At 40.2% G+C, this 24,277-nt stretch carries 23 protein-coding genes; 13 read left to right on the top strand and 10 right to left on the bottom strand.

The window, feature by feature from the left end; translation table 11 throughout:
* The first annotated feature begins 399 nt into the window (after nt 1–399).
* The gene (locus FAX86_RS21080; protein WP_144395480.1) at nt 400–2,835 is read left to right on the top strand and encodes a polyprenyl synthetase family protein; all 2,436 of its coding nucleotides are present in this window, start codon (nt 400–402) and stop codon (nt 2,833–2,835) included.
* 45 nt (nt 2,836–2,880) lie between these two features.
* Here FAX86_RS21080 and FAX86_RS21085 read toward each other — a convergent pair whose 3' ends face one another.
* A complete protein-coding gene (locus FAX86_RS21085) occupies nt 2,881–3,798 on the bottom strand; it encodes a hypothetical protein (RefSeq protein ID WP_144395481.1) in 918 nt (305 codons plus the stop codon).
* Nucleotides 3,799–4,026: 228 nt separating this feature from the next.
* Between FAX86_RS21085 and FAX86_RS21090 the strand changes: the two genes are divergently transcribed.
* Together FAX86_RS21090 and FAX86_RS21095 are read left to right on the top strand one after the other, a co-directional pair.
* On the top strand, nt 4,027–5,058 hold the full coding sequence (locus FAX86_RS21090) for an efflux RND transporter periplasmic adaptor subunit (RefSeq protein ID WP_164503700.1): 1,032 nt from the start codon (nt 4,027–4,029) through the stop codon (nt 5,056–5,058).
* On the top strand, nt 5,055–8,144 hold the full coding sequence (locus FAX86_RS21095; protein WP_144395483.1) for an efflux RND transporter permease subunit: 3,090 nt from the start codon (nt 5,055–5,057) through the stop codon (nt 8,142–8,144). The genes FAX86_RS21090 and FAX86_RS21095 overlap by 4 nt, the downstream gene beginning before the upstream one ends.
* 7 nt (nt 8,145–8,151) lie before the next feature.
* On the opposite strand, the gene FAX86_RS21100 is transcribed toward FAX86_RS21095, so the two are convergent.
* The 3 genes from FAX86_RS21100 to FAX86_RS21110 all read right to left on the bottom strand — a co-directional run bounded on the left by FAX86_RS21100 (nt 8,152) and on the right by FAX86_RS21110 (nt 10,701).
* Nucleotides 8,152–9,327, bottom strand: a complete 1,176-nt coding sequence (locus FAX86_RS21100) for a hypothetical protein (RefSeq protein WP_144395484.1) — start codon at nt 9,325–9,327, stop codon at nt 8,152–8,154.
* 289 nt (nt 9,328–9,616) lie between these two features.
* On the bottom strand, nt 9,617–10,207 hold the full coding sequence (locus FAX86_RS21105; RefSeq protein ID WP_144395485.1) for a carboxymuconolactone decarboxylase family protein: 591 nt from the start codon (nt 10,205–10,207) through the stop codon (nt 9,617–9,619).
* A 32-nt stretch (nt 10,208–10,239) separates the two neighbouring features.
* Nucleotides 10,240–10,701 carry a MarR family winged helix-turn-helix transcriptional regulator gene (locus FAX86_RS21110; protein WP_144395486.1) on the bottom strand — a complete coding sequence of 154 codons (462 nt, stop codon included), beginning with the start codon at nt 10,699–10,701 and terminating at the stop codon, nt 10,240–10,242.
* A gap of 252 nt (nt 10,702–10,953) precedes the next feature.
* Here FAX86_RS21110 and trhA point away from each other — a divergent pair, with 252 nt between their 5' ends.
* Entirely contained in the window at nt 10,954–11,583 is a 630-nt protein-coding gene (gene trhA, locus FAX86_RS21115) for a PAQR family membrane homeostasis protein TrhA (protein WP_144395487.1), read from the top strand.
* 54 nt (nt 11,584–11,637) lie between these two features.
* Here the strand turns inward: trhA and FAX86_RS21120 are convergent, their stop codons facing one another.
* On the bottom strand, nt 11,638–11,991 hold the full coding sequence (locus FAX86_RS21120) for a hypothetical protein (RefSeq protein WP_144395488.1): 354 nt from the start codon (nt 11,989–11,991) through the stop codon (nt 11,638–11,640).
* A 135-nt stretch (nt 11,992–12,126) separates the two neighbouring features.
* A complete protein-coding gene (locus tag FAX86_RS21125) occupies nt 12,127–12,495 on the bottom strand; it encodes a hypothetical protein (RefSeq protein ID WP_144395489.1) in 369 nt (122 codons plus the stop codon).
* A gap of 169 nt (nt 12,496–12,664) precedes the next feature.
* Here FAX86_RS21125 and FAX86_RS21130 point away from each other — a divergent pair, with 169 nt between their 5' ends.
* Nucleotides 12,665–13,747: a ketoacyl-ACP synthase III gene (locus tag FAX86_RS21130; protein WP_144395490.1), complete on the top strand. Its 1,083-nt coding sequence runs from the start codon at nt 12,665–12,667 to the stop codon at nt 13,745–13,747.
* Nucleotides 13,748–13,835: 88 nt separating this feature from the next.
* Here the strand turns inward: FAX86_RS21130 and slyD are convergent, their stop codons facing one another.
* Nucleotides 13,836–14,318 carry a peptidylprolyl isomerase gene (gene slyD / locus FAX86_RS21135; protein ID WP_144395491.1) on the bottom strand — a complete coding sequence of 161 codons (483 nt, stop codon included), beginning with the start codon at nt 14,316–14,318 and terminating at the stop codon, nt 13,836–13,838.
* Between the two features lie 306 nt (nt 14,319–14,624).
* A complete protein-coding gene (locus FAX86_RS21140) occupies nt 14,625–17,072 on the bottom strand; it encodes a DUF748 domain-containing protein (RefSeq protein WP_144395492.1) in 2,448 nt (815 codons plus the stop codon).
* Nucleotides 17,073–17,275: 203 nt separating this feature from the next.
* On the opposite strand from FAX86_RS21140, the gene FAX86_RS21145 reads away from it, so the two are divergent.
* From FAX86_RS21145 to FAX86_RS21160, 4 genes are all read left to right on the top strand, one after another.
* Entirely contained in the window at nt 17,276–18,031 is a 756-nt protein-coding gene (locus FAX86_RS21145) for a type 1 glutamine amidotransferase (protein WP_164503701.1), read from the top strand.
* A gap of 83 nt (nt 18,032–18,114) precedes the next feature.
* On the top strand, nt 18,115–18,465 hold the full coding sequence (locus FAX86_RS21150; protein ID WP_144395494.1) for a PilZ domain-containing protein: 351 nt from the start codon (nt 18,115–18,117) through the stop codon (nt 18,463–18,465).
* 33 nt (nt 18,466–18,498) lie between these two features.
* Complete coding sequence (locus FAX86_RS21155) at nt 18,499–18,852, top strand: PilZ domain-containing protein (protein WP_144395495.1); 354 nt, start codon at nt 18,499–18,501, stop codon at nt 18,850–18,852.
* A 77-nt stretch (nt 18,853–18,929) separates the two neighbouring features.
* Nucleotides 18,930–19,307 carry a hypothetical protein gene (locus FAX86_RS21160; protein ID WP_144395496.1) on the top strand — a complete coding sequence of 126 codons (378 nt, stop codon included), beginning with the start codon at nt 18,930–18,932 and terminating at the stop codon, nt 19,305–19,307.
* A gap of 22 nt (nt 19,308–19,329) precedes the next feature.
* Here the strand turns inward: FAX86_RS21160 and smrA are convergent, their stop codons facing one another.
* Nucleotides 19,330–19,896, bottom strand: a complete 567-nt coding sequence (smrA, locus tag FAX86_RS21165) for a DNA endonuclease SmrA (protein ID WP_144395497.1) — start codon at nt 19,894–19,896, stop codon at nt 19,330–19,332.
* A gap of 131 nt (nt 19,897–20,027) precedes the next feature.
* On the opposite strand from smrA, the gene FAX86_RS21170 reads away from it, so the two are divergent.
* The 4 genes from FAX86_RS21170 to thiI all read left to right on the top strand — a co-directional run bounded on the left by FAX86_RS21170 (nt 20,028) and on the right by thiI (nt 23,580).
* The gene (locus tag FAX86_RS21170) at nt 20,028–20,288 is read left to right on the top strand and encodes a PilZ domain-containing protein (protein WP_144395498.1); all 261 of its coding nucleotides are present in this window, start codon (nt 20,028–20,030) and stop codon (nt 20,286–20,288) included.
* A gap of 96 nt (nt 20,289–20,384) precedes the next feature.
* On the top strand, nt 20,385–21,149 hold the full coding sequence (locus FAX86_RS21175) for a hypothetical protein (RefSeq protein WP_144395499.1): 765 nt from the start codon (nt 20,385–20,387) through the stop codon (nt 21,147–21,149).
* 144 nt (nt 21,150–21,293) lie between these two features.
* Complete coding sequence (gene lexA, locus FAX86_RS21180) at nt 21,294–21,869, top strand: transcriptional repressor LexA (RefSeq protein WP_246128710.1); 576 nt, start codon at nt 21,294–21,296, stop codon at nt 21,867–21,869.
* A 256-nt stretch (nt 21,870–22,125) separates the two neighbouring features.
* Entirely contained in the window at nt 22,126–23,580 is a 1,455-nt protein-coding gene (gene thiI / locus FAX86_RS21185; protein ID WP_144395501.1) for a tRNA uracil 4-sulfurtransferase ThiI, read from the top strand.
* Nucleotides 23,581–23,639: 59 nt separating this feature from the next.
* Here the strand turns inward: thiI and FAX86_RS21190 are convergent, their stop codons facing one another.
* Entirely contained in the window at nt 23,640–24,194 is a 555-nt protein-coding gene (locus tag FAX86_RS21190; protein WP_144395502.1) for a GspH/FimT family pseudopilin, read from the bottom strand.
* Nucleotides 24,195–24,277: the final 83 nt, after the last annotated feature.

Below are 24,277 nucleotides of genomic sequence, written 5' to 3' on the forward strand. Positions count from 1 at the left end.
ATATATTAACGAGATATTTATTGATGTATCGTTTACCATCATCATCACTGTTTTTACTGAAATAAATCCGTCTCGTTTTGGATTCACGTGGCGAGAATGGTCATTTAGTCGTTAACTTTACCAAGTGATTTTGGTTTTAAATTGATCGATCGAATCTTATGTAAAGGCGGTTAACGTCAATAATTCACGAGTAATGAATTTTGGTATGCTGATTGCTTGTTGTCTATCTCAGTGAATACAGACGTTTCAGTATTGAGTAAAAACATAAGTTTGAAAGAAAATCTTTAGGCCTGAGACTGTCGTAGTTAATAGAACCAAATAATGGCTGCAAGTTTCTTAACTGCGCCATGACGCTTGTGCTCTAAGCACCTTAGTTTAACGGAAATCAGGAGTTGTCGATTGGAATCGAATGCCAACCCAGCAGAAGCCAAACCAATACCACTCAGCCGAAGTGATTTATACATTAGTCCTCAGTGCTATTATATTGCCGAGCAAAATTCACTCGAATACCTACTAAAAATTCTAAAAGTTGCGTCTACTGATTGTACCTTCGATGATTTATTGGTTGAGTTTACACAGTGGAACGAGGCTAAAAATCGACAAGGGAATCGCTTTTTTCAAGGGCGAGTTTCAGAAGTCAATGAATGGGAGCTTGATGTTGAGTCCTGGTCTTTCATACAGCGATTACAAGCCGACAAACAGCTTAATACGTATCTTGATAAGTCAGTAAGCTATTTGCTAATGAGAGATCTAGGCATTTCCTTTCATGACGATCAAGCAACAAAAGACAAAAATCGATTAGTTCGTCGCCTTCAGCGTTGGTTGATTCAGCAAAGTTCAAAAAGTTCAGAACAAAACTCTGCATTCTCAATGGTAAACTTGAGTAAGAAAGCCAAAGAATATGGAATTGGGTCGACATTTAACTGGTTGCTGAATAAGCTCTCTGGCGCACAAGCGAATATGCCTGACAATCTTGATTCAACTGAGGGCATGAGAAAGTTGGTTAAAATTATTGCCGGGGTAGTCTTGCATCAAATGGTTGACTTGCCAAAATCCGTGTCAGAGCAGCAACGAGCGAAGCTGCTTGATAGTGCGATTCGACTGGGCTATTGCTATGGCTTAACCTATCCATTTATTGATGATTTATTGGATGACAATTACGTACTCAGTGAACGAGATAAGCGTGTATTTAATGATGCGATTAACCGATCATTACTGACCGGTCATGTTGTTGAATGCCCAACGTTTGACTCAACAGTTCAGTCACAAATGCAATTCATATATCGCGAACTCCGTGAAGCTTTTGAAACGATTCGTCACCTCCAACCAGCCGAACAGAGTCAGCAGTTTTTTGAGCAGGCTTACATTTTTTTTAAAGCTCAAGATATCGATAGAACACGTTCTTTAGCCAATAGTAAGTCTCTCGATATCAAGTCATTATTTTTGCCGCTGATTTTAAAGTCTGCTGGGTGTCGGCTTATCGCCCGTCATATTTTGGCTAAGTCGAGCGATGAGTCGTTCGATCATCGAACATTTTGTTTTGGCATTTACAATCAATTTAATGATGATATTAAAGATATCGATGACGACTTAAAAAATGATAACGTCACTCCATACACTCATTATTTAACGTATGGCGTTAATGATAAAAACTCAGTGAATCCCTATCGAGTTTATTGGTCTGTTGTGTTTTATTTGATAAATAACTTATACAAAGGCCATCAACAAAGTAAATATTTGATTTTGGAACGCAGTATTAATGCTCATAGAAGTGTTTTACGGGCTGTTGGAAAAGAGCGATATAACGATTTAAGAGAAAAGCTTTTGCATACGGGGCACAAAGAATTTGATGAGAAACTGCATTCCATTGTAATGATGTCTTCGAACGTAGCCTGGTTTGATAAGTTTCTTAGTCGACAAGTTGCCCAATTTTTTGAGCAACAACAAAATAGAAAAGAAAGATTTCAATTACAGTTTGAGCAAGCGAAGCAAATTGTTGAGTCGGCAATACCTATCAAGCCAGTCTCCAAGCAGTTACCACATCAGTTAGTAACCGCTGCCAATTATAGTTTGACCAATGGCGGAAAGCGATTGCGTTCCATTATTGCTTATAAATTGTCAACCGACATGTATCAGTTGCATGAGGCGCAGTGGAAACCAATTGTTCAACTTTTAGAATATATGCATACATCGTCCCTTATTTTTGACGATAAGCCAACGCAAGATAATGCCGATTTACGACGCGGAAAGCCCACTTTGCACAAGCGCTACCAATGTGAGGCGACGGCCGAGCTGACTGCGGTATCTTTGATGATGAAAGCGGTCGAGGTTCAAAGTCAAATTCGTGGTGTAGATTCGAAAATTGTTTTAAAAGCAATTGAATATTCAGCGAAAACAACTCAAAGAATCTGTGAAGGCCAGCTATTGGATTTGCAAGCTGGCTCCAATAACTTTGATTTGGAAACATTAGAGACGATTTGTCATTTAAAAACAGGACTTGCTATTGAAGCTAGCTTGATGATCCCTGCCATTATTGCCGACGATGATGAGCTGGCACAAAAAAAATTATGTCAATTTGCTTATCACCTGGGAATTGCATTTCAAGTTAAAGATGACTTGTTGGATGTTACTGGAAATGAGGCCAATTTAGGAAAGCCTGTTAAACAAGATAAAAATCTTGGTAAACAAAATTTTGTGTCATTGCTGGGTGAAAATGGCGCAGTGGACAAAATGTATCATCACTATTTTAAAGCTCAAAAATACCTGGAGTCGTTCGATAGCGTTAGTGATTTTTTAATGCAAATTTTAGACTTTGCTATTTTTCGAGAGCAATAAAAAAGGCGAGCTTAGCTCGCCTTTTCTTTTTGCAAAGCTGAGTGATCAGTTTAAATCAATCATTGAGAGTAGATTAAGATCGGCAATATCAATGACTAATGTTTCATCAATAATGCCATCTCCGTTTTCATCAATATCAAGTTGAACTTGTGTCGAGTCGAGTACCGTGACGATTACTGAGCTATTATCTTCAGCGGTTAGTTGAAATTTCCCAGATATAATAAATTCTGCGGCTTCTCCATTGGCGTCAAATACGAGAGGTTCTAGCGTAGCAATAGTAAATGCCCCATTTTGACTACTAATGTCGACAGTGCCGTTAAGTGTCATGGTGAACAATGATGCTTCTGTATCTAATTCGATGACTTTAACCCAGTCTGAAAAAGCGATAGCAGTTTCATTGTAGGCGATTTCTAAATTAAGAGTGTCATTGGAAGTAAAAGTTGTTCCTGTGTAATTATTATTCGACGTGACGGTTCCAACGGCTAATAAATCGAGAGGCGTTGTTGTTTCTACAAGAGAGAGGCTATCGAATGTTTGTGTGATGGTATTTTCACCTTCACCGAATATTGGGCCAATTAAGCCATCGCCGCTTAAATTAAAAGTGTACCCGCCGTTAAATGTGGTTGTTTCTATAAACTGACACTGATCAAATGCAATATCGAACGTGTAATCTGCCGGCAGAGTGCCTGATAAATTGATATCCATTGAGCCGTTGCCGGTATCTTCAAATGGATTGGTACCGCAGTAGACAATGGCCTTGTTTTTATTTGAAAAATTATTTGTTTTACCTTCATTTGGAAGGGTATCTCTCACAATGCTTAAATTTTGATCGCCGGTTATGGCTTGGTTGACGATGGTTTGAGCATTGCTTTTGTTAATGGTAGATGTTTCTCGATCCTCGTTATAAGAGTCGCCACAGGCAGTGATGAGCGATAGTACACCAATTGCTGCTATTAATCTCATGATGATATCCCTTGTATGATTTTACCGGTTAATGCAACAGAGATTAATGCAATAAGAATTAACTTTCTCTGAATTAGTTCAAAGTCTGCATTTACATTTTCAAACAAATTAGTTTTTTCTTTATATGACAATACGATAGGGCAAGCGTAAGCTATACTGGATCTGAATTTCGAAAAATTTTAAATAATGATAGCGATAACTCGAATATTTATTTTACTAGGGATTTCTTTGCTTTCGTTAGCGAAGGCGTTCAGTCAAGGAATGCCTCCGGCGAATGTGAATGTCGTTGAAGCAAAAGAGCAGTCGTTAACTCCTGTAAGCTGGTTCTCGGGCACGGTAGTGAGTCAAAACAATTCTCACATCTCTGCTGAAGTGTCGGGAAGGATTGAATGGATAGCTCCGCTTGGTGCAACTTTCAAGAAAGACGATGTTATTGCAAGGATTGATGGAACACGACTGAAGATTCAATTGGATGAAAATCTCGCTTCTGTTAAAAGTGCGCAGTCTCGCTACGATTTCCAAGTAGCTGAAGTTAAACGTCAATCGGCGCTTGCTAAAAAGAATTTATCGGCAGCTAACGCATTGGATGAAACAATATCTCTGAGAGATATTGCAAAAGGGGAACTTGAGGCTGCCAAAGCCAGACTCGCTCAAACACGACAAGATCTTCTTTTTACGGAAGTTAAAGCACCGTTTAATGGATTAATTGCGGAGCGACTCAGCAGTGTTGGTGAATTAATTAATAATGGCACGGCCATTGTGCGTTTAGTTCAGCTTGAGAACTTAGAGGCGTCAATATTTGCGCCAATTACTGCTTATCGATTTGTTCAGCAAGTGAAAGATTTGGCCATTGAATCTTCGTTAGGAAAGGGTAGTGCGCCAATTAAAAGTGTTGTACCTGTTGCTAATTTGCAATCTCATTTAATGGAAGTGCGGTTGGATATGTCAGATGTAGATTGGCCTGTCGGTTTAAGCATGAAAGCAGCTGTCGTTACCGGCAAAGTGAAAACAGCACTTGCGGTTCCGCGAGATGCTCTGGTTTTAAGACGGCAAGGGACATTTGTTTTTCGGGTTAACGAAGATAATACCGCGGAACAAATACCGGTGGAGCTCGGGCTTTCTTCCGGAGAATTTATTGAAATAAAAGGAAATGTAGCACTGGGTGATAAAATCATTGTTCGCGGAGCAGAACGGCTTCAACCTGGGCAAGCGGTTGCAATAAAACAATCCAATTCAAATTTAGTTTCGGGCCAACAATGATTGTTACCGCTGCTTCTTTAAAAAATCCAACGGCGGTTGTTGTTGGTATTTTATTAGCGGTTTTATTTGGGCTGATATCTGTTTTCAAAATTCCAATTCAATTAACGCCTGATATCAGTCAACCGATGATAACCATTTCGACTAATTGGCGTGGTGCTGCGCCCGAAGAAATGGAAGCAGAAATAATAGAACGTCAAGAAGATGTTCTTAAAGGATTGCAGGGTTTGATGACTCTGGAGTCGTCTTCAGATCAGGGACGAGGAAATATTACGCTGAGGTACAGAACAGGCATCAATTTAGAAAGAGCATTGATTGATGTGATGAATGCCTTAAATCAAGTGCCAAGTTATCCGCCGGATGCGACGGAACCGGTGATTGCGGTTGGTGGAAATTCAACCTTCACGGCCATTGCCTGGTTTGCGCTAAAGCCAACCGAGGGAAATACGCGCGATATCGTCAGTTATCAAGATTTTGTTGAAGAAGTTGTTCAGACGCGTATGGAACGTGTACCTGGAATTTCACAAACGAATGCTTTTGGTGGCTTGCAGACAGAACTTCGCATTACCTTTAACCCTTATCAGGTTGCAGGATTGGGTATGAACATTCCTGAACTTGCGGCAACGCTTACCAATAACACCGATGTTTCTGCTGGCTTTAATGAAGTGGGACGACGGAAATATACCTTACGATACTCCGGAAAATATGATGCGGAACAATTGAAGGACATGGTGTTAGAGTGGCGGCAAGGTCGACCGATATTATTGTCAGATGTCGCAGACGTGGAATTAAAGCTGCAAGATCGTGTTGGGATCTTAACATTAGACGGTGAACCTGCTATTGCGATGAACGCGCAGGCGGAGCAAGGTGTTAATGTCATGGATGTTATGGCCGGATTAAAACTGGCAATGAAGGAATTAAATGAAGGAGCACTAAAAAGAGAAGGCTTACAGTTAATTCAAATGTACGATGAAACACTTTACATCGGACGCAGTATGAGTTTGGTGCAGAATAATTTATTACTGGGGATTTTTTTGGCTATTGCCGTACTTTGGTGGTTTTTAAGAAAATTTCGAGCCACGCTCATTGTTGCGGTTGCCATTCCCATCTCGATAATTATTACTTTGGTTGTTATGTATTCTGCTGGACGCACTCTAAATATAATTTCAATGGCGGGATTGGCCTTTGCTGTTGGAATGGTGCTGGATGCTGCGATTGTTGTTTTAGAAAATATTGTTCGTTTACGGGAAAAAGGTGAAGAGCCTAATCAGGCATCTTTTTTGGGAGCAACTCAGGTATGGGGAGCTTTGTTAGCGTCAACAGCAACAACCGTCGCTATCTTTTTGCCGATTGCTTTTTTAGAAGAAGTGTCTGGTCAATTATTTGCGGACTTGGCAATCACAATAGCCGTAGCGATCGTTGCATCTTTAGTGATTGCGGTAAGTGTATTACCAACAGCGGCGAGAGTGTTATTAAAAGAGTTTAAACAAAAAGATCCGCACGCTCATTGGTGGCATGGAATTACTGAAAAAATTATGGCTCTGACGGGTACTCCTAGACGACGTATGTCTTGGGTACTGGGTTTAATGTTTGTGTCGATAGGTGGTAGCTGGTTACTATTTCCGAAAGTTGACTATTTGCCCAAAGGGAATCAAAACTCTTTTCGAGCATTTATTTTACCTCCGCCGGGCTTAAGCTATCCAGCTGCTCGATTTGAAATGACCGAAGAGATAAATCGACGTTTAATGCCTTATTTGTTAGGAGAGAAAGAGCCAAAAATTGATCATACCTGGATGGGCTTTTTTGGTAACTTTGGCTTTATGGGAGGTCGCGCGGAAGAGGCGAATGATATCAGTCGTATTATTCAAGTAGTGAATCAAGAATTACTCGCCGGATTTCCCGATACCATTGCTTTTGCGTCACAAGCGCAATTGTTTGAAAATCTCGGCGGTGGTCGCCGAATTGATATTGATATTCAAGGAAATGAAGTTGATGAGTTGCTACAAGCCGCGCGAGTCGGTTTTGGTGCTGTGTCAGAAGCGCTTCCTGGGGCTCGAATACAACCATCTCCAGGATTAACTCTGGCGGAACCGGAACTAAGAATGAAACCTATTGAAAGACGAATTGCAGAGGCTGGTTGGACACGACAACAAGTTTCTTCAATTTCACAAGCACTGGGGACCGGGTTATACGTTGGTGAATTTTTTAACGGCCAAAAGCGACTCAATGTTTTTATTCGCTCAACGGATTGGGACACACCGGAAGAACTTGCGCAAATACCTTTATACACCCCAGAGGCTGGAGTGCAACCTTTTGGAGAGTTGGTTAGTATTGAGCGTACGGCTGGCCCGAGTTCGATCCGCCGGGTGAATCGAAAGCGTACCATTACTTTACAAGTTACACCGCCAGACAACATTACGCTTGAAGAAGCGATTGTGGTAATTAAAGAGAAAGCTGAGCCGGCAATTTTATCGAATTTGTCGCAGTCAGGAAGTGTTAATTATCGCGGTAGCGCAGAAGCATTAACCGAAGCACTTGGGAATATGGGGCAAAGTTTCTTCCTAGCTTTGATCATTTTATATTTATTGATGTCTGCTCTGTTTCGATCCTTTAAAGATAGCTTATTGGTCGTTTTAACCATTCCTCTGGCCACCATTGGTGGTATTGGTTTGCTGCAAGTAACAAATTTATTTATTTTTCAGCCACTCGATTTACTCACGATGATCGGTTTTATTATTTTACTCGGTCTAGTTGTGAATAATGCGATTCTATTAGTGTATCAAACCCGTGTTGGAGAAGCCGAAGGTTTACCGCGAGTTGAAGCGGTTCATCAAGCGGTTCGACTTCGTTTGCGTCCGATATTAATGAGCACGTTAACCAGTATTTGCGGGATGTTACCATTACTATTAGTTCCTGGTGCCGGAGCTGAACTTTACCGAGGAATTGCTGCGGTTATCGTTGGTGGAATGAGTATTAGTACCCTATTTACTTTGATCTTCTTGCCCAGTCTTTTACAGATGGGGAAAGCCTCTGAGCAACTAAAAACAATTGATATTGAAGAGATAAAGTCAGCCAGCGAGTCTCGTTGAGAAGAAATTAAAATAAGGTGAGACTTTCATCATCACTTGAAGAGTCAGATTGGATACCAAGAAGTTCTCTTTCCGTATCTGTTGAAGCTCTAGCTTTCAATTTTTCGATTAATATTCCCATATTTAAATTATGCTTCGATGAAGAGGTCACATCTTCTTTGATAAATAATTCGGCATCGGTTAGTGATTCAGAAATATGCTGTAGTATCTGGCTGACTCTATCTTGGAACTGCATGTGCTCAACGGTTTTATTGATATTTTGATAGATAATATTTTGAAGATCTTCCAGCGCGTTATGTTCATCAACCATTTCAGTTAAAGTTGATTCAAATTGGTTTAATGTGTCAATGACATTATGAGGTTGCTCCGAACTGGATTCAGAAGATTGATGATGAAAAGATAAAACAAAGTTATTCAGTAGTTGTTCAAAAGTATGATTGTCCTTTTCAATGCTCTTTATTACGTTTGAAACTTGTTCATCAATTGCTTCAAGCGACACTCTATTGGAATCATTAGAAGTGTTTTTATTTTCGTATGAATTGATCGTCTTTTTTAGTTCATCAGCAATTTTTTTTAGTTCTTGATGTTTCAGTAATGACGACTCCATTGCTTCTCGAATGTCGTGAAGTTGTGAAGAGAAACTTGAAGTTGTTTTAGTCTTGGTATCATGATCGGCAAAGTATATTTGACATAGTTCTTTTACTGAGTTTAGAGAGTGTGCGACTTGTTGGCTTTGAGCTTGTTGGTTTTTGTTATTTGTGGAATCAAAAACCTTGTTAATACCAGAAATTATTTGATCAAAGCAGCGACTGATTCCTGTCACTGAATTTTCCATGTCATTTTGAATGGACTCAATAATATTGATCCATATCGTGATGATATCAATCAATTCCTTTGATGTAGATTGACGTGACTCTTTGATATGATTTTCTCGCGTTGATGTTTGTGCTTGAATTAATGCGACTTCGTGAGATACAAAACTGATCAATCCAGTGAAATAAATAACAAACAAAATGGCAGAAATAATCGCAGTGCTATAGGCGATCCAGCTCCAAGAAAAGTCGTTAGAAAAAGCAATGCCAGATAGAAGTGTTGAAATAATTGCACAAAAGAAAAAGACAATTAGTAGAGTCTGTTTTTTGAAAATAGAAGATTTAAGCGCTACAAATTTATTGTCTTTCATAGGCTAATAGAGTGTCTCGGCATTGCAGTCCTGTCTCATATGGTTCCTGCACTTTTATTGTGAAGTAAAATTCAATGTTTTATTAAGCCAATAAACCTTGATGTATTGAGTATAGATTAAGCTTTTCGAGTTACAAGAATATCCATTGGCTAGACAAGAAGTTCTTATATGAGATATCTCGATGATTAGCAACGCTAATTTTCAAGCATGTCGTAAGAAGGGCGCTCGAGATCAAACCCTCATAGAGTTGACTCGAGCGAGATCTGGTTTGAAAAGCTAATTGTTTATTCTATGTGTGTTTACCTTGTTCCCAATCCGATTGTTTAAGATAGGTTTTTCCTGCTTCTAAAGCACCTTTCTCCAGAGAGGTAGCCATTGAGTCATTCCAGCGATTGAGATAGCCAAACAGTGAGATAACGCCGAGTATTTCCACAATTTCTCCTTCATTCCAATGTTTATGGAGTTCTTTAGTTATTTTTTCGTCAACGCTGTTTGGCACACTCGAGGCAGCCAGTGCAAATTCAAAAGCAGCTTTCTCTCCCGCTGTGTATAGATCGCTCTGGCGAAAGTTCCAGATGTTTTCCAGTCGCTCATCGCTGCCACCGTAGCGGTGAGCCGCTAAAATAGTGTGCGCCTGGCAATAACGGCAGCCAGTATTGGCACTGGTTAAGTATCCGATAAGTCTCTTCTGTTCGCTGGTAACACGATCTTTATTTTCCATTACTGATTTGTTGAGCTCGATGAACGCTTTTGCAATAGCCGGCCTGCGCTGCATTGTTAGCACGCTATTGGGGCAAAAGCCGAGAGTTTCGTTAAAAAAACGAGCAAGCTCTGCTACTTCAGAATCATGATCGCTAGCAAAAGGAGTGACTAGTGGCATATTTAGCTCCATACTTATTGTTTCAAGTGAAACTACACGGGGTTGAGTAGTTCTGATTGCTGTAACTTCTTGTCTGCATGTATTTGTAATTTATTGATCAACTCCAAGAAAATCGCGGCTTCTCCTTCGGTCAGTGGACTACGATATTCTTTATCGCTTGCTTTCAACTGCGGTAGCCGCTCGGTAAATTCTTGTTGACCGACCTGGGTTAATCTCAGTAGCGTACTGCGTTTATCTTCTGGGTGCGCTTTTCGATATATAAGCTTTTGTTTTTCAAGTGACTGACATGCTCGGGTTACAGTCGCTTTGTCCATTCCTGTCATCTCGACAATCATACTGGCAGTCGCCTTCTCGGAGACACCGATGATTACCAAAACTCGCCAATCGCGTGGAGACATGGAACTATTGGCGACAAATGTTTCACTGGTCGTTCTTTTTATCGTGTTACTCAGAACAGCGATCCGAAAAGGCAAGTGGTTAGATAGATCAATCATTTCGTTTGTTTTTAGAGTATTTTAATACGCAATATAGTTGAAAGTGAAACTAAAAGTCCATCTTTGAAGTGTATTTTAAGAAGCTTTTGATTTTAATGCTCGTGTTTGACTCGCATTTGCGCATGTAAAATTGGAAGTGGAGAGTATTGATTGTGAAAGCAGATTTTTTGAAGAAGTCGGACCTTTAAGTGTACAGGTGTAAGCTGAGTGTGTATCATCTACTTTGGCTTGTACTGGGAATGTGAGGTTTTGATGATTAAAAATAGCGATTATTCAAAGACGGAAGAGAGGCTGAATGTTATTACTCATGGCATTGGGTTTGTCGTCGCTATTGTTGGACTGGTCTTTTTAGTGCTGCGAGCTGACGGTGCTATGGCAATTGCGAGCGTTAGCGTTTACGGAGCAACGTTGGTTTTCATGCTGTTAGCATCGACTCTGTACCATGCGATTACTCATCATGAGATAAGACCACAATTAAAACTTCTTGATCATTCTGCCATTTATTTGCTAATTGCGGGTACTTACACGCCGTTTATGTTGGTAGCTTTGGATGACTGGGTTGGAATTGCTGGCGCAATTATTATTTGGGCACTTGCATTTTCTGGTTTGATCTTTAAGTGGGTCGCCAAACATAAATTTCCAAAAGTCTCGCTGGCGCTCTATTTATTAATGGGATGGCTGGTCGTCGTACTCATTTATCCGTTGTACAAAAACGTGGATGGAGGCGGTTTATGGCTCTTATTCGCGGGCGGTATTTGTTTTAGTGTCGGTGCTGCATTTTATGCCGCGAAACATTTGAGGTTCACTCACGCTATTTGGCATGGATTCGTTTTGGCTGGTTGCACCTGCCACTTTTTATCCATTTATCTTTTTGTGATTTAAGTTTGTTGTTTGGTTGAAGTCCGATGACCATTAAATTATTGATCTTTTGAGCCGTTACTCTTCACAGTATTGATAGTCAACTTGCTGTCTTGTCTCGATGCCATCATCGTCTATTTCAACCCAGTGACATGTACCGTCTTTGGTAATTAAATAATACTGATCTCCCGGTGTTTTGGGTAAATCGTCATTTTCTCGTTCCCGATAGATCATGGAATTGATTGCATGGCCAATGATTGCACCGGCAATAAGTGCTCCAATTACTCGAGAGGGTTTACCATGAACGTGTCCGTGAACATGAACACCCGAATGGTGATAGCCATATCCATGGCGTGCATGGATACTGCAGCCAGTCACGAAAAGAATGAGTATAAATGCGCTAGTCAGCTTGATAATTGTTTGTACTTTCATAGGACCGGAGATTTTGGGTTGAGTATAGTGCTTATTATAGAAGGGTTTGCTGAACACAAACTGAACCCAAAATCATTCATTCCGGCTCTTTAGAAGCGGGAAAGATTTGTGGTTGAAGATTAATTTTGCCCAATTTTAGGGCATTTGAATTTTACTTCCGCCTTGAGCTTCTCCTGGTACAACAATGGATGAAGCCTGTTGGCGGCGCATTTCTTTGAGCTCTTCCATTGTCTTTTCCAGAGCTTCTTTTGCGCCCTCTGCGAACTGGTTTACCGCTTCTTTCAGGTTGTCGACCTCAAGTTCGAAATGCAAGGGAAGTGCTCCGGCAGGTGTCATTACCTGAGTTTGCCCCAAATATTGAACTTTTCTTGATGTATCGGTGTTTCCTTCAGAGTCAATAGGCGTAAGAATTCGAATTGAGCCTACTTTTTGATCAGTAAATACTTGTTCTTGATAAAGATTTTCCGAATCCATGCTCATATCAGGTAAACTGTCTTGATTCATTATTTTGTTCCTAGAGTTGATTAATTTCTCCCGATTATATCAAAGTGACACGCCGTTTTGGGGCAATTTGTGGATTCAATAAAAACCTTATTCTCATCAGGTTGGAGCAGTTGAATACAACAAATTCATTAAACTAGCGGCGCCTAATGACTTTTAACTGAGACTGATTATGCCGTATGCAGAAATTACTGGTTGGGGAAAATGTATGCCCCCGGCTATTTTAACCAACAAGGACTTGGCGACGTTTATTGAAACGAGTGATGAATGGATTCATTCACGTACAGGCATGCGTGAGCGACGCATCTCACATGTAACGGTGGATGAGCTCGGATACGTGGCAGCTGAACGGGCTTTGGCTTGTGCGGGCTTAGAAGCGGAAGATATTGACGGTATTTTATTTGGTACGACAACGCCAACCAAGCTAGCACCCAATTGTGCATCTTATGTGCAAAAAAAATTAGGGAACTCTTCTGCCGCAGCAATGGATATCAACAGTGCGTGTTGTAGTTTCCTATTTTCATTGAGTAATGCGACAGCATTAATTCGTAACAATATGATGAAGCGCGTTCTGGTGATCGGGGCTGAGCGATTATCCTGGGCATTAGACTGGAAAAATCGAAATGTTTCGGTACTGTTTGGTGATGGTGCTGGTGCCGTTGTAGTCGAGGCAACGGAAGAGCCGTTGGGGGTGCTATCGAGCAAAATGGGGTGTTATGGAGATGCTCGCGAAACTCTGGCAATTGAAAACTTTGGCTCGGGTTCCGATCGTACTTTGGATTCCTACGCACACATTACCTGGAATTTTGATGGGCAGGAAATTTTTAAACGTGCTACCAGAGGAATGGTAACCGCCACTGAAGAAGCTCTTCAACAAGCAAACGTAACTAAAGAAGAAGTGGATGTAGTAGTACCGCATCAAGCGAACCTACGAATTATTGAAGCTGTTGCCAAACGGTTAGAAACACCAATGGAGAAAGTTATGGTGAATGTTGACCGATACGCCAATACGTCAGCGGCGACAATTCCTGTCGCATTATGTGAGGCGGTGGAAGAGGGCTTAATTCAACCAGGAAATGGTGTTGCGTTACCGGCCTTCGGAGCTGGACTCACGTGGGGCGCAGCCTATTTGAGATGGGGCAACCGTGTGACACCTAAGCGGCTGTCTGACGTGCAACTTCCTGAAAACTCAAAAACGGCACTCGAAATCATTGAGCCCTACTTGTCAATTGCGAACAAGTTTCATCGCGAATAAAAAGGCAGTCATTAGACTGCCTTTTTATGTGACACCGGCGAGATTTGGTCGTGCCGTTAAATTCTCGCCATTAGCTCACGATGCGAAATTAGTGTTGGTGACCACCAGCACCGTGTGCATGACCGTGTGATAACTCTTCTTCTGTTGCATCACGAACTTCAACTACCTCGACGTTGAAGTTTAATGTTTGACCAGCTAGTGGATGATTGCCATCAACAGTTACTTTTTCTTCGCTAACTTCTTTGATAACGACATTGACTGGACCTTGCTCTGATTGAGCTTGAAAATTCATGCCGACTTCCAGTTTATCAACTCCTTCAAATGCAGAACGAGGAACATCTTGAATGAGTTCTTCAATGACTTCACCGTAAGCTTCTGCAGGAGCAATGGTTGCTTCTACTTTATCGCCAATTGCTTTGCCTTCGAGGGCATTTTCCAGTCCAGGAATAATATTTCTGTGGCCTTGCATATACAATAATGGATCGCGGCCTTCAGACGAGTCGATGACATCACCATCCGAATTCTTAACTGTATAGTGCATTGAAACGACTTTATCTTTAGTAATATTCATATAAAAAATCTTCTATCTAGATTGAGGTTAAAAGGCGGGATGAAGTCCCATTATGAAGCAAATCAAGCTCGATTAAAACCCCGCACCGGGTTGGTGGACGACGTTGGAGTATAAAAAACAGTCAGGAAAGAGAGGTGGACTTTGGCAAGACAGTATTTTGGACTCCCGTGAATTCTTATTGATTTATGAGATTGGAGCAAAACGCGTTATGTGTATTATTGTAGAAAGCTCATTATTTTGAACCACTGCTTTCGCATGATTTTCTTTAGTTTTGATGATAAAGCACTGTATGAAGATATTGAACAATTATATCGAGATCGTAACTTTACCCACTTTTTCAACCATTGTGCTGACTTTAATATTGCAGCTGAGAATTTGATTTTGTGGAACACTGTAATCGTTTTTCAAAGATGAGATGACATTGGCTTGTCTTTGTTTGGCAAGTTCATGGAGTTTGGATCTTTGCTCTTCACTCAAGTTTTCTTTTTGAAGCGATGATCGTTTAGACTTTTCCTCTGGCGATGTTTCTGATGCTGGATTCGAGTCTTCAGTATTCGGTAAGTCCATGAGGCTGACTTTTCCGCAAAAAACAATTGAAATTTGAGGCTTTTGACGGGTTAATTGAGCGATTTCCTCTAATTGGTTTTTATGTTCTGATGTGAGTAAAGCTTCTCCGGGAGAAAACACAATGGGATCAAAATTGAGCCCTGTGGCGAGGTCTATTAAGCCATTTGCGAGTGTTAATAACCCAAAAGGAGAGTACTGATAAACAATGGCTGCTTTGATCGCTTTAACAGTGACCGTTGATATGACGTCGGCTACCGAAAAATTGGGTGAGTCAGCATCACCGTGAATGGGAATTTCCAGTTTAATTTCATCGTCATTATTTTCCAATAATGTCAAAGCTGTTGACAAGGGAACGCCTAATTCAGCATTGAGTGCATGCTCTTCGTGATCTTCTAAATCGCTCAGCTCAAACTTTGATGTTTTTAACTTAAACTCACTATCAATTTTTCCAGATTGAATTTTAATATCGCCATTGATATTCATATGCCCCTGATCAATGCGGTAGCCGAGGTAGCGTATTGCGTAAGCTGAAAAGGGAACTAAATCAAGAGCAGAGAGCTTTAGTTTGGCTAAAACGTCAGGAATAGTTTGTTGATCTAACTTGACTTCTCCTTCACTTTCTAAAAGCCCGGCATCATTAATTAACATTTTAAGTTGGTAATTAAATGGTGCTTTTTGATTGTTAATATTTGAACTGGTTAAATTTAATTTTGACAATTCAATTTGAGGCTCTTGCGACAAGCTTTTATCTTTTATTCGAATTGAGTTTTCAGTTGTTACTTTAAGTTCTGCGATGTTGAATTTAAATGCTGATTTTTCGCCAGGTTGAGTCGTCTTTTGGGGCTCGTCAGCTTGATTGTTGTCGGCTTTGGTGTTGTTTTCTTGGTTATTTTCAGATTCTGCGATTGTTTGGGTTTCTAATTTATTGATTTGTGAAAACCACTGACTGAAGTTGTTGGTTCCATTTGAATGTGGTTCAAAGTAAATGTTGATTCCATTTTGAATAATAGAATCAAGATTAATCGATTTGTCGTTTAAATTGAGTGAAGAAAGTTGAATGGATTCTGAAATAAGATCAAAGTTTAGAGCTTCATCTTGCTGGCTTTCGAATGCTTTGAGCTGCGAAATTAAAAGTTTGTCGAATAAAATTCCGTCGGGAGAAAAGTTGAATTGCTTCAGCTCAATAGAAGAAATTTGACTTAGGTATCCAAGTGATTGTCGACTGGCTTTACTCGGCTTTTGAGTAAGAATATCAACCTGTTCTATTTCTAAGGACTTTAAGTCTACTGTCGTTTGATCGGTTAATGCCTGGAGATTTAATACTGAAAATTTGTCAAAGCGAAAACTGGGAATGGAAGATAGCTCGGTACTATGGTGCTCACGGTGATTCCCGAAAATGACATCATTCCAAAAAAGACTTGAGACTGCAAAGCGATTGGGAGTAATGTCGATAGATTGAAGAGATAAAGCACCGTGTGAATAAAGTGATTCAGCATTATCTTCGTTAAATAACTTTATATCAACATTGTTAAGGTTGAATTGGCCGGTAATATGGGTGGCTGATGGATCGAGGGTACTTAAGGATGCTAAGCCTTGCCAGTTAAGTGTTAGTTTTGTGCAAATTTTATTACTTTTATTAAGTGTTAATGAAGACTGAGTTATTAATTCTTGAATGGCTTTTTCATCATTGAGACATAACGACAGGTCTGTTAAAGAAAGGTTAACCAGTCGAATCATCCATTCCGATGGCTTTTCATTTTCCTTTGATGGCACCGAAGGCTGTTTTTTGGAATCATCTTGCGATGTATCAATAACAAATGGTCCTATTTGTTGTGGTATTTTTTGATCACTCACTAAGTCGAGTTTAAAACCGTTAAGTTCTGCATTATCTATGATAACTTTATTACTAAACAAAGGCCGCCATTGCCAATCGATTAAAAGGTTATTCAGATTGAGTTCGGCTTCATTCTGACTGGACTGTAAACCACTTATTTCAATCGTTGACTGCCAAAGTGACACATCGATATTTTCAATCTTTACAGTCGCACCTTGTTTCTCAAAAGAAGAGACGATCACATAGTGTACGATTTGTGAAGTAAGACTCAGTAGAATAAGAAGCACGAATAGCAAACCAATGAAAAATGTTTTGAAGGGATGCTTTTTTATTTTGGCGACCAGTGAGTCCATTGCAAAAAGTCTCTTTAATATCGAGCGTTTGGTTTAAAAATTAGTAATGCTAAGTGTATGTTAAAAAAACGTTAAATTCATGCGATTTAACCATCGGTATATTAATTGACTAAAATTTGAATGCCTATCCGTTTATTCCTAATTGGTATTATCCTGGAATGGGAATCTTGATAATCTGATAACTCAACTGGCAGGAGATAGTTTTGGCAAAAGTTTTAGTCTTTCAGCATGTTCCATATGAACCTTTGGGGACACTTGATGCATTGCTAAGAGCACAGAAACATCGAGTTCGATACGTTAATTTTGGTCGTCACCCTGATGCTCAGCCTGACGTGGCCAGTTATGACGCACTGATTGTTCTAGGCGGGCCGATGAATATCGGGCAGGAAGTTAGCTATCCACATTTGAATACCGAAAAGGAGTGTATTCGCCAGGCGATTGAACAAGAGATGCCTGTGTTGGGCATTTGTTTGGGTGCACAGTTACTAGCTGCTGCTTTCGGAGCTCGAGTATATCCTGCTCCTGAACGAGAAATTGGTTGGTATCCAATGAAACAAACGAACTTGGGAAAGCAAGATTCTATTATTGGTGAGTTTGAGGCTTTAACGGACGTCTTTCAGTGGCATGGACATACTTTTGAATTGCCTAAAGAAGGAGAGTTATTACTTTCTGGTGAGGGGTGCCGAAATCAGGCTTTTCGTATCGGCAATAATGTTTATGGCTTTCAGTTTCACTTAGAAGCTAATCGGGCATTAATTCGTCGTTGGTTGAATCTTCCTCAACACCAGCAAGAGCTTGGACTCGATAGAGCAACGCACCGGATTGAACAAATATGGAGAGAAACGACCGAGAAAATCGAGTCATCTTTACAATTGAGTGAACGTGTTTTTGGTGCATTCTTAGCGAAAATACCACAAGTTAACCGTCAGCGTATTCTCAGTCATCGCGAATTTCAGTGATTATAATTTCTAGCTCAAACCAGCGGTAACACTGAGCTTAGACTATACTTATAAAGAGAGAGTTGTCTGTAGGAGATTGACGGATGATAGATCAAAAATATTTAGATCAGCGTGATTTTGACCGATTCTCTTCGCCAGGAAAATCTTATACCTGTTATAAGATGGTCGAGATTGATGGCGAAGAAAAGAAGCATGCCAGTCCACTATCGGATTACTCATGCTCGGGCTTGCGAATTATTTGCCACGAACCGATTCCGGTTGGGCAGGTGTTGCAATTTGATGTCCATATTAATGATCTGCAGCATTATGAACTCTGGGGACAAATTCGCTGGTGTCTTGAAGTTGACGAAGTACCCACTTATCATGCAGGAGTATGGTTTGTCGAAAACGACAGCTTAGACTTTGAAAAGTGGTCAAAAATTTGTGACCACTGATAGTGAGTATAAATCGTTAGAAGGAATGAGTGCATGGGGCATGAGGAATCTCGTAAAGAGCAACGTGTTGATAAACAAGAAACGGTATTTATTGAGATTCTGGCAACATCGGCAGAAAGTGATTCTGGGTTAGTCGTTAAATGTGCGACGCAAGATATTTCGAGAACCGGAATTAAAGTTAACTCAAACTTTCCAATCACGGTGGGCGCATACCTTGAGTTGCTTATTGATTTTGAAAGTACAGCAGCACGATTTCTTTTGACAGGTGAAGTAAAGTGGTGCCGCCAAATTGATTCTGAGCCCACCTATGAGTGTGGTTTTGAGCTTTTGGAAGCTGAACATTCTGATATTCAATTATGGCAAGCACAATTTGATAATGTGACTTAATGCAAGGTAATTGGCGTTGCTTGGCAGTAGTGTAAATAGCATACTTCATTCATGTTCGATCGATATACTGTGGATTTATGAAAAAGTTAACTCCGTTATTTGTTATTCTTGGTTTGATTATTGTAAGAGCGATTTACGTTCAAGTTGACCAGCCAGGCACTTGGGCAAGAACCTGGGATAATTTCAAAACCTCCCAATCGATTCTTCATTTTGGGAAGGATATTTTTTACGTATTATCAGGGAAACAAATTCGAGTGACTACTTTGCCTGCCGACGAGATGGAGCGGGTGATCTATCAATGGAAAAATGATGTAGGGGAAATACAAACCAGCTTTCAACGTCCTGTTGGTGTAAAAAACGTTAAAGAAATACGGTTAGGCGATCTCGATATACAAACAGAAGAGTCAATGAGCGATAAAGAACGCCTGGAACTCGAAACTTACAAAGGTAACTAGTTAACGTTATTTTAAGCAAAGATTATTGGTAGCGTTCTTTGTTTTCAATGCGTTTATCTGCAGATTTTCTCAGTAAAACATAGACAGAACCCGTTCCGCCTTGATTCTTTTTAGCGGAATGAAATGCAAGCACTTCAGGAATTTGCTTCAACCAGTAATTAACGTAACTTTTTATCCTGGCTGGAGGATCTGATCGCATGCCTTTACCATGAGTAACCAAAACAGTACGACAATCAAGCTTTAAACTTTGCTGAATAAACTGAAATAATGCGCTGCGCGCTTCGGCCACTGTATGGCGATGTAAATCGAGATGTCCATCAATGGTGTATTTTCCTTGTCGTAATTTTTTGTAGACACCCGTTTGCACGCCATCTAGTTTATATTCCAGAACTTCCAATGGATCAACTGAGGGAACTGGAGCATCCGTTAAATAATTCAGATCTTTTCTGCCATGAGATATCGCAGCCTTTTTACGGATTTCTATCGCGACATTGTCAGGGGAATTTCTTTTTAACGGTACCTTATCTTGAGATATTGGTTTGACGTCACCGAACTCCTCAAGAAATGGATTGTCATCTCGTTTCGACATATTAAGCCCGAGCTGTGATAAATTTATTGTATTTTAGAGGTTTAAGATATCGAAACTCAATATTTCTTCGCTAAAAGCAGGGGACTTGGGGATTTTTGGTCTAGAATTACTGAAAAATTACAATTTTTCATATGGTTGAGAAACGACAAATAAATCGCGCACCCATTCGTACTGATGTTGAAGTGACATCAGATGCCTTAGGGTTGGTTAAAGCACACACGTTGGAGCTTTCTGATGTGGGAGCGTTTATTGAGTCACAAACATTGCAGCAACTTACGAACGGTACTGTAGTGTCAATTCAAGCAATTGGCTTTCCAGAGCCGATGCCAATTATTCAAGCCGAAATTATTAGAGTTACGCGAAATGGCGTTGGTGTTCGATTCCTTTTATAACGCAAAGAATTAAAAAAACGCTATGTATCGAATAAAATTGACTTTTTTGAGCAAAGCTATCAGTCTAAAAGAAATACCCGACATCGTGATGTGGCTATGATTGAAGGAAAATTTGATATTGTATTTGCTGGTCGTTTTGCTCCGGGCAAAGAGCCTGAGCAGGTCTACTTAAATCTCGCTAAATTATTTAAGACGAATGAACAACAAATTAAAAAACTATTCTCTGGTGATAGAGTTACCATAAAGAAAGGTTTGGAATACGCTCAAGCGATGAAATACCAGTCTGCTTTAAAAAATGCGGGCGCTTTGGTGTTAATACAAGAGCATGGTGCTACCGTAAAACAAACAGCACCAGCAACGACGAAAAGTAATCACTCCAGTCAAACTGCTCAACCTCAAGCTGTTCCGAATGCTGCCGTAGCGGCTGAAAAAACTCGTGGGCGAGCGAATTTCCTTCAGCCTGAAGAACCGACACGACAAGAACCTTCTTCGGAAAAGTTGGCGAAATCTGAATCAACAAAGGAAGATGCATCTGATGATTCATGGTCTGTCGCAGCAGCAGGCGAGAAATTACCGCCTGGAGAGCGCCAGCAACCGATTCCTGAGCCGGATTTGTCTGGGTTATCGGTGGATTCTTCAAACCGTCCTTTATCGGACAAAAAAACTACTGAAGCACCGTCAGTGGATTTATCGGGTTTGTCTTTGAATGAACCTGGTTTAATTCAAGAACCGAAAACGAAAGAGCAACGTGACGTTGATACATCATCGTTATCCGTCGCTGCTGCCGGTGAAAAAATTCCTAACGAAAAAGTAAAAAAAGAAGAAGTGGATCCTAAAATCGATCATCTTGAGCTCGACTAATCATCAGAAAGTGCTCTAAGACTCTACCCTAAGCTCATGTTTATTTGCACTTTGCTGGTTAAAAAACTTGCAATCTACTTAACTAAGTAGTATTAATATAACCAGTTACTAAAGTGCGAGGAAATAAACGTGCGTGAACTGACCATGCGACAACAAGAAGTTCTCGATATTCTCAGGGATTTTATCGAAGAGAATGGAATTGCTCCAACTCATGCTGAACTAGCGGAATTATTAGGAGTTAGCTCAACCAAGGCTGCGGCAGACCATTTGAAAGCGCTGGCTAAAAAAGGAGTGATTCGCTTACATAGTGAGAAAACTCGGGGCATTCAGATACTTGTTGGTGAGGTCGAAGAGTTGCCGCTCATTGGTTCTGTGGCTGCCGGGATTCCGATTGAAGCGGTTGAAAATGTAGAGCGTTATGTCACTATTCCGGAAGTGTTACGTCGCAAGAAGCCGACGTTTTTGCTGCGAGTTCGCGGCGACAGTATGAAAGATGCCGGTATCTTGGACGGTGATCTTATTGCTGTACGTAAAACTCAAACCGCAGATATTGGGCAGATTGTTGTGGCCCGTCTGGATGATGATGTCACCGTTAAGCGTTTAGGTCGAAAGGATGGTAAAGCGGTATTATTCCCTGAAAACTCAGATTTCGAGCCAATTGAAGTTGCTCCGGAACAGCTTAATATTGAAGGGCAGTTCGTCGGTTTGATTCGAGCCTGACGGATTTTGATATTACCACTTTAAAGAGTATGAAAGTTAAGTCGTGTTCTGGAGAATATAGCCCGTACCACCAATACTCTATTGGCTTCTACAGAAATATTGAATCGCTAAAAATGGCCCTCTCCACAACCGTCAGAACAGGGATGTCGACGGTTTAGAGAGTCTTTTTCGCTAGCGTTTTTACAGAGATTTTAATTTGCAGTTAATTTTCATGTAAAATAGTGTTTATATTTAACGCTGTATTGAGAAGTAACGCATGAAAATAGTGGTAAAGCTTTTCCACGAAATCATTATCAAGAGTCGTCCAGTTCGTAAACTCTTCACTAAGCAACTGCATTATAACCTTGAAAATATTCTGAAGCCTATCAGCTCCGAGATTAAGGTATACAAACGCTGGGACAAGATCGACATCACAATTCCTGACTCATTAGACCAACAATTGAAAACTAATGTGCTTGAGCGTCTACAGTGCATGCCTGGTATCGATTTTTTCATGATTGTTGAGACAATTGAGTTTGAGACACTGTCTGATATTTCTGAATTTTGTATTGAGCGTTTCAAAGATAGGCTTGAAGGTAAAACCTTTTGTGTTCGTGTTAAAAGAAAGGGTAAACATGAGTTTACTTCGAATGACGCCGAAAAATATATTGGTGGTGGTCTGCTAGCGAACACTGATGTTAAAAAGGTGGTTTTGAAAAATCCAGAAGAAGAAGTCTATTTGGAAATAAATCAAAATCAAGCCGATATTGTTTCTAAGAAAGTGAAAGGTCTGGGAGGGTATCCTCTTGGGAAACAAGAGTCGACAATATCGCTTATCTCGGGTGGGTTCGATTCTGGCGTTTCGAGCTTTTTGATGACGCGTCGAGGTGTAAAAACACATTTTTGTTTTTTTAATCTTGGTGGCATGGCCCATGAGATTGGAGTGAAACAGGTTGCTTATTACTTATGGAACAAATACGCGTCTTCGCATAAAGTAAAGTTTATTTCCATTCCATTTGAAGGCGTTGTTGAAGAGATATTAAAATCTATTGACCCTTCGTTAATGGGGGTTGCGCTTAAGAGAATGATGTTGAGAGTGGCCGATCGCGTTGCGAAAGATTTAGGAGTTGACTCAATTGTCACTGGTGAAGCGATAGGGCAAGTGTCCAGCCAAACTCTCACTAATTTGAATGTCATTGAACAGGCTTCGAATACTTTAGTACTTCGACCTTTGATTGCTATGGATAAACAAGAAATTATCCAGAAAGCGAAAGCTATAGGAACAGAGGAATTTGCGGCTAATATGCCAGAGTATTGCGGTGTGATTTCGCAAAAGCCGTCGACAAAAGTAAAATTAGAAAAAATGTTAAAAGCGGAAGAGTCATTCAATTTCGAAGTGCTTGATCAAGCTTTTGATAACAAAGCTCTTATATCGATTGAAAAAGTACTCGATGGACTTGATACCGATACTGATGTTGAGTTAACAGCGGTCCCTCACGTTGGCGATATTGTCATTGATATTCGGCACCCGGAAGAGCAAGAAACACATCCTTTAGTATTAACTAATAATGCTGTGCTAAAAATTCCTTTCTACTCAATCAGTCGCCGTTTTTCCGAACTGGATAAGACGCACAATTACTTATTATATTGTGACAAAGGTGTGATGAGCAAAGTGCAGGCGCATCATTTAAAAATGCAGGGATATGACAATGTTAAAGTCTTGCGAGCTTAAGCAAACATGTGCATTTTTATTAATGCACATGTTTGTGGTTTTCTAGCTTGGATAAATTGTTATGTACACTTTAATTTATCGCCGTCGCGATCTTCGTCGTATTCGTCATAATTCGTGTCTCGAGACATTTCTATTCGGCCTGTTTTGGCAACGAAAAGGGCTTTTGCGAGCTTTGGATCTTTATCGAGGCATAATATAAAAGTTCCATTGTTATGCCAGGTAATTCCGCTGGGTAAAAAATGAATGGGTTTGCTGGCTCGAAAAGAGCGCCACTTTACGTGGATATTGTCGTCATTGTAATTATGACTGAAAAGTAATGTATCAATGTCTTCAGTAAATTGCCGATCATTGTTTTTGTCGGTAAATAGAAGATAACCTTCAGACCATTTTTTTCCACATTCATCTTTCTTTTTACCGCATAACACAAGAACATCTCCACTGCTTATGGATTTTTCCCTGGCGGTTTTTATCGTTGCCATTAATTGCATCGCTTCTGTTTGTATTTTTGAGCGATCAAGAAAATTTGAGAATGCGGGTAAGGCAAAAACGGTTAAAATAAATAAGATTGCTATGGCAAATAATAATTCAATAATTGTAAATCCTTTACAATTCATTTCGAAATCCTTTTCTTTGTAAAATCCAGGCGCTATTTTGACGATCTGTTTAAATATGCGAAACCGCAATTATTGCATATGCT

Origin of the sequence: Pleionea sediminis (assembly GCF_007570825.1) — a bacterium.
Classification (GTDB): domain Bacteria; phylum Pseudomonadota; class Gammaproteobacteria; order Enterobacterales; family Kangiellaceae; genus Pleionea; species Pleionea sediminis.